Origin of the sequence: Vibrio sp. 10N.222.55.C6 (assembly GCF_041473395.1) — a bacterium.
Classification (GTDB): domain Bacteria; phylum Pseudomonadota; class Gammaproteobacteria; order Enterobacterales; family Vibrionaceae; genus Vibrio; species Vibrio crassostreae_C.
Map to the genome: position 1 here is coordinate 1 of NZ_JBFRSD010001260.1, position 241 is coordinate 241.

Annotated in this window: 1 protein-coding gene; it reads right to left on the reverse strand. The window is 44.4% G+C overall.

The window, feature by feature from the left end:
* Window positions 1-241 (reverse strand): hypothetical protein (locus AB4486_RS28455; RefSeq protein ID WP_372120188.1); only part of this gene is annotated, 241 nt, incomplete at both ends.

Genomic DNA, 241 nt, shown 5'->3' on the forward strand with positions numbered 1-241 from the left:
GGGTTGTTGATACCTGAACTCGCGTCAAGGGAGAACTTGAAGGTTTGATCTTGGCCATCAACATCAATGTCCATGTTTTGGTTTTCAAACTCACCGTATTTGCGCTGAAGCTCATACAAGACGTCAGTGGTGACCAAACTATCTTGTTCTTGGGATATCGCGAGGTCACGTTCTTCACTCCACTCAGGGTCGGAAAGTTTAAAGGAATAGCTTCCAGACTCCATTTTAAACAGCGCTATAT